At 75.4% G+C, this 4,501-nt stretch carries 1 protein-coding gene; it reads left to right on the forward strand.

What is annotated here, in order from left to right; all coding sequences use genetic code 11:
* Positions 1-4,501 (forward strand): type I polyketide synthase (locus tag IG94_RS0137780; protein WP_031048561.1); only part of this gene is annotated, 4,501 nt, incomplete at both ends.

Raw genomic sequence — 4,501 nt, forward strand, 5'->3', positions numbered from 1 at the left:
TGAGATTGCGGCTGCGGTGGTGGCGGGTGCGTTGAGTCTGGAGGATGGTGCGCGGGTGGTGGCGTTGCGCAGTCGGGCGATCGCCGCGGAACTCGCCGGACACGGCGGCATGGTCGCCGTGCAGCGGCCCCTCGCCGAGGTGGAGGGGATACTCGCCGGCTACGGGGAGGAGGTCACGGTCGCCGCGGTCAACGGGCCCGGATCCACCGTGGTCTCCGGCGGCACCGACGCCCTCGACGCCCTGATGGCCGACTGCGAGGCCCGCGGCGTCCGGGCCCGCCGCATCCCCGTCGACTACGCCTCCCACTCCGCACAGGTGGACGCGCTCACCGACCGGATCCTCCCGGACCTGGCCCCCGTCCGCGCGGGCCGCGCCCGGGTGCCGTTCTTCTCGACGGTCACCGGCGACTGGCTCGGCGACGAAGTGCCGGACGCCGCCTACTGGGTGCGCAACCTCCGCCACCGGGTCCGCTTCGAGGAAGCGGTACGGGAACTCGCCGCCGACGGCTTCGACGCCTTCGTGGAGTGCAGCGCCCACCCGGTGCTTGCCGGGAGCGTGACGCAGACACTGGAGGACGCGGGCCGGGACGCGGTCGTGACCGGCTCGCTGGTCCTCGGCGACGGCGGCCTGCGACGCCTGCTGACCTCTCTGAGCGCCGTCTTCACGCACGGCATCCCCGTGGACTGGACCCGGATCCACACCGGTACCGGAGCCCGCCACGTCCCGCTGCCCACGTACGCCTTCCAGCACGAACGCTACTGGCTCGACACCGGCACCGGCACCGGCGCCCCGGACGTCGCGTCCGCCGGACTCACCCCGGCCCGCCACCCGCTGCTCGGCGCGGCCCTGCGTACCGCCACCGACGAGAGCCTCGTCCTGACCGGACGACTCACCCCGCACCGCCACCGCTGGCTCCACGACCACGCCGTCGGCACCCTCCCGCTCCTGCCGGGAACCGCCCTCCTCGAACTGGCGGTGCACGCGGGCGAACGGTACGGCACCCCTCACGTCGGTGAACTCACCCTGCACGCCCCGCTGCCGCTGCCCACCGGAAGCGACACCACGGACCTCCAGGTCACCGTCACCCCCGACGGCCCCGACGGCGCGACCGCGACCGTGCACAGCCGCCCCGGCACCGACGCCGGCCCGGACACCCGGGACTCCGCCGCCCCCTGGGTCCACCACGCGACGGCGGCGCTCCGCGCGGACGCCCCCGCCCCTGACCCCGCCGAACCCCAGTGGGCCGCCACCTGGCCGCCCCCCGGCACCACCGAGACCGACCTCACCGGCCTCTACGACGAACTGGCCGACGACGGCTACGTCTACGGCCCCGCCTTCCAGCGACTCGCCCGCCTCTGGCACGCCCCCGACGGCACCGTCTACGCGGAGGCGCGACTGCCCGAGCACGGAGAGCCGGCGTCCCCGGACGAGGAGGGCTTCACCCTCCATCCGGCACTCCTCGACGCCGTCCTGCACGCCGTGGTCACCACCACCCGCTCCGAGGACGGAGTGCGCCTGCCGTACGCCTTCGACGACGTCGCCGTGCACGCACCCGGAGCCCGCGTGCTGCGCGCCCGGATCACCCGCTCCGGCGACTCCGCCGTCGCCCTCGACCTCGCCGACCCGTCGGGGCGGCGGGTCGCGAGCATCGGCTCCCTCACCCTGCGGCCCGCCGACACCGCGCGGCTCACCGCGTCGCACGGTGCGGCGGCCCGCTCCCTGTTCGCCGTGGAATGGGAACCGCTGACGCCGCCCCGCGAGGAACGCCCCACCGGCCTGTGGGCCGTACTGGGCGACGGCGACGGCGCACCCGTACTCGAAGCGCTCCGCGGTGCCGGCGCCGCACCGGACGCCTACCGCGACCTCGACGGGCTGCTCGCCGCCCTCGACGCCGGCGCCACCGCGCCCGACCTCCTCGTGTGGACCGTCGGCGACCGGCACGACGACACCGTGACCGCGGCGCACGACCACACGGCCACGGCCCTGGCGACCGCCCGCGCCCTGCTCCTCGACGAACGGCTGGCCGGCACCCGGCTGCTCGCCGTCACCGAGGGAGCGGCCGGCCCGAACCCCGCGACCGGCATCGCCGCCGCCACCGTCTGGGGCTTCCTGCGCACCGCGCACACCGAGACACCCGGACGGTTCCTCCTCGCCGACACCGACCGGGACCCCGCGTCGCTGCGCCTCCTGCCCGCCGTCGCCGCGGGCGACGAACCCCAGGTCGCCCTGCGCGCCGGCCGGGCGCACGCCCCCCGCCTCACGCGCTCCACCGACCGGGCCAACGACACCACCGCTCCCTTCGGTCCCGACAGCACGGTCCTGCTCACCGGCGCCACCGGACACATCGGCCGACTGATCGCCCGGCGCCTGGTCCGTGAGCACGGCGTACGCCGACTCGTCCTCGTCAGCCGGCGGGGAGGCGAGGCGACCCGCGACCTCACCGCCGAACTCGCCGGGGCAGGCTGCGAGGTGACCACCCTCGGCTGCGACCCGGCGGACCACGGCGCCCTGCGGACCGCGCTCGCGGGCGTCCGCGCCGAGCACACCCCCACCGCGGTGGTGCACGCGGCGGGCGTCCTCGACGACGGAGTCGTCACCTCCCTGACGCCCGACCAGCTCACGACCGTGCTGCGCCCCAAGGTCGACGCCGCCTGGAACCTGCACGAACTCACCCGCGACGAGCCGCTGACCGCGTTCGTCCTCATGTCCTCGGTCTCCGGCGTCCTCGGCGGCGCGGGGCAGGCCAACTACGCCGCCGCCAACGCCTTCCTGGACGCACTCGCCGCCCACCGCACCGGCCTCGGCCTGCCGGGACAGAGCCACGCCTGGGGCCTGTGGGACCAGGACGACGTCAGCGGCGGCATGGCCTCCGGTCTCGACACCACCGACCGCGCCAGGCTGGCCCGGCTGGGCGTGGCGCCCCTGCCCGAGGACCAGGCCCTCGCGCTGTTCGACCGGGCGGTCGCGGACCCCGCACCGCTCGCCGTGCCCACCAGGCTGGACCTCCGGCAGGTACGCGAACAGGCGGAGAGCGAAGGGATCCCGCCACTGCTGCGCGGACTCGTCCGCCCGCCACGGCCCGCGGGCAGCGACGGAACCTTCACCGAGCGTCTGACGGCCCTGACACCGGACGAGCGGATCGACCTGGCCCTCGGGCTCGTACGCGACCTGGCCGCCGCCGTACTCGGCCATGCCTCGGCCGACCGGGTCCCCGCCACGCGTGCCTTCCGCGACTCCGGCTTCGACTCGCTCGGCGCACTCGAACTGCGCAACCGGCTGAACAACGCCACCGGACTGCGCCTCCCCGCCGGACTGGTCTTCGACCACCCCACCCCCACGGAGCTGGCCGCCCACCTGGTGGACCAGCTGCCCGGCGCGGCGCCGCAGGAGGAACCGGCCGCGCCCGCCGCCCCCACCGACGACCCCCTCGCGATCGTCGGCATGGCCTGCCGCTATCCCGGCGGCGTCACCAGCCCCGGGGAACTCTGGGAGCTGGCCGCCACCGGCGCCGACGGCATCGGCCGCTTCCCGGCGGACCGCGGCTGGGACCTCGACGGGCTCTACCACCCCGACCCGGACCACACCGGCACCTCGTACACCCGCGAAGGGGGCTTCCTCTACGACGCGGGCGACTTCGACGCGGGCTTCTTCGGGATCTCGCCGCGTGAGGCGCTGGCGATGGACCCGCAGCAGCGGCTGCTCCTCGAAACCTCGTGGGAAGCCCTCGAACAGGCCGGACTCGACGCCGACGGCCTGCACGGCAGCCGCACCGGAGTGTTCGCGGGGCAGGTCTACCACGACTACGCACCGGCCCCGGAGCGGACCCCCGGACACGTCGAGGGCCTGCTCATGACCGGCGGCGCGGGCAGCGTCCTGTCCGGCCGGGTGGCCTACACGTTCGGTTTCGAGGGGCCGGCGGTGACGGTGGACACGGCGTGCTCGTCGTCGCTGGTGGCGATCCACCTGGCGGGCCGGGCCCTGCGGTCGGGCGAGTGCGACCTCGCGCTGGCCGGCGGCGTGACCGTCATGGCGACCCCCGGCCCCTTCGTCCAGTTCGCTCGGCAGCGGGGTCTTGCGACCGACGGCCGGTGCAAGCCCTTCTCGGCGGACGCCGACGGCATAGGGATGGCCGAGGGCGCGGGCGTCCTGGTCCTGGAGCGGCTGTCGGACGCGCGGCGCAACGGACACCGGGTGCTCGCGGTCGTGCGGGGCAGTGCGATCAACCAGGACGGTGCGTCGAACGGCCTCACGGCACCGAACGGCCCCGCGCAGCAGCGGGTGATCCGCGCCGCGTTGGCGGACGCCGGGCTCGGCACCTCGGACGTGGACGTGGTGGAGGCGCACGGCACCGGCACCGTCCTCGGCGACCCCATCGAGGCGGAGGCGTTGCTGGCGACGTACGGGCAGGGGCGGGATGCCGAGCGGCCGTTGTGGCTGGGGTCGGTGAAGTCGAATGTGGGTCACACGCAGGCGGCGGCGGGTGTTGCTGGTGTGATCAAG

The organism is Streptomyces olivaceus, assembly GCF_000721235.1.
GTDB classification, from domain to species: Bacteria; Actinomycetota; Actinomycetes; order Streptomycetales; family Streptomycetaceae; genus Streptomyces; species Streptomyces olivaceus.